We start from the raw sequence: 1,865 nt of genomic DNA on the forward strand, positions 1-1,865 counted from the left end.
CCCGCATACAGAGGAAGTACATGATGATACTTTGCCCATCCTTCTCCTGGTGGAGGATAATACGGACCTCATTACACTATTGACGGATACATTTAAAAACGAGTATAAGGTCCTTACTGCCAATAATGGGGAGGAAGGGATTAATACAGCCTTGGAAATGGTCCCGGATATTATCGTTTCGGATGTAATGATGCCCATAAAGGATGGGGTTGAACTCACCAAAACGTTAAAAAAAGATGAGCGCACTAGTCATATCCCTATTGTGCTTTTAACGGCCAAGGCCGGCGATGAAAATAAGCTTATTGGCATTGATGTGGGTGCAGATGATTATATGACCAAGCCCTTTAACCAGAAAATACTCGTCTCCAAGGTAGAGAACCTGATCGCCCTGCGGAAAAAATTAAGATCCAGGTACAGCCAGGAGGTTATTCTGAAACCCAAGGACATTGCCATTAGCTCGGTAGACGAACAATTTTTAGAAAAAGTACAGAAGGTCCTGGACCAGAATTTAGTGGAATCTTCCTTCACTATCGATGCCTTCAGCGAGGCCGTACATATGAGCCGCATGCAGCTCCATAGAAAACTAAAGGCACTTACAGGGCTATCGGCCTCAGAATTTGTACGTTCACAACGATTGAAACTTGCCGCCAGCATCCTTAAGAAGTCCGATATTAATATCTCCGAGGTTGGTTACAGGGTTGGCTTCAATGATCCGGCCTATTTCGCCAAATGCTTTAAAGAAGCCTATAACTGCACCCCTTCCCAGTTTGTAAATCAATAATTAGCTCGTTTTTCTTCCTTTAAACAGGCCTTTTTGTGCACCTGTTACATATGTCATAGTTCTTGTTACAATAGTCATAGCCCTTTGAAAACAAGGGCCATACTTTCGTTTCAGGGTGTTGGTGTATGAACCTAGTCTCCAAAGTACCATTGCAATGAAGAAAGAAAAGAGCCTTCTGGAGGGCACACTAGATCATATCCACGAAAACCAGATTTACCTGAACATCAACCATTTAAAAGATGGCAGTTATCTGCTGAAAATAATGTACAAAAACAAAGTGATCAAAGAAATCACTTTCCAAAAACCAGCATGATGTTAACCTTTTTAGAAGATCAGCATTAATAAATAAACAGCACTAAAACCAGATAGCATGAACACCTTAAAATTGACCATTACAGCATTTTCCATGGGCCTTTTCCTTTCCAGCTGTGGGGATACGAATGAGAAAAAAAACAATGAGGCACTCGTTCCCGAAGAAGGAATGGTTACCCGAGAAGAAAAAGTAGCTATTAAGGAAGATAGCACGAAACAAATGAACATCCTGGACGAGCAAGCCAAACTATTGAATAAAGTATTTGGAAATGTGGATACGGAAGAAGGAAGGGCATTTAGTAAAGTCAACAATTATTTAGATCTGGTGGAGCAGGCAAACTTCCCGCCCGATGTCAAGAAAAACCTTCTGGATCAGTACAAGCTCTATGAACTAAGCCTGGATCCTAAAAAAAAGGATTCACTGAAACTACTGTTCAATGAAAAACTGAGCGACGCCATGGCAAAGGCCGCATCCAATAAGAAATAACAGCCATCAATTACACCATTACAAACCGAAACACCATAACTACAATGATCATGAAAACACTACAAACACTCACCCTGGTCCTGGCTATTTGCTTCAGTGCCACCACCCATGCCCAGTTCCTGAAAAAAATAAAAAAAAGAGCCGAAGAGGCCGCCGAAAGTACCATTGAACGCAAAGTGGAGGAAAAAGCAGCAAAAGAAACGGAAAAAGCCTTCGATTCTACCTTTAACAACCAGGGAAAGCTCTTTAAGAAAGAAGTGGCAAAACCAGCACCATATTATACCT

At 41.5% G+C, this 1,865-nt stretch carries 4 protein-coding genes; all 4 read left to right on the forward strand.

Annotated features, from left to right (window positions below):
• Positions 1–781 (forward strand): response regulator transcription factor (locus WBM49_RS13125; RefSeq protein WP_424372504.1); only part of this gene is annotated, 781 nt, incomplete at its 5' end.
• Positions 782–935: 154 nt separating this feature from the next.
• Positions 936–1,094 (forward strand): hypothetical protein, encoded by a 159-nt coding sequence (locus WBM49_RS13130; RefSeq protein ID WP_424372505.1) that lies wholly within the window; start codon positions 936–938, stop codon positions 1,092–1,094.
• Positions 1,095–1,151: 57 nt separating this feature from the next.
• Complete coding sequence (locus WBM49_RS13135; RefSeq protein WP_424372506.1) at positions 1,152–1,580, forward strand: hypothetical protein; 429 nt, start codon at positions 1,152–1,154, stop codon at positions 1,578–1,580.
• A gap of 50 nt (positions 1,581–1,630) precedes the next feature.
• The coding region (locus tag WBM49_RS13140; RefSeq protein ID WP_424372507.1) for a hypothetical protein at positions 1,631–1,865 on the forward strand (235 nt) is incomplete at its 3' end.

Origin of the sequence: Muriicola sp., from assembly GCF_049669965.1 — a bacterium.
Lineage (GTDB): Bacteria > Bacteroidota > Bacteroidia > Flavobacteriales > Flavobacteriaceae > Muriicola.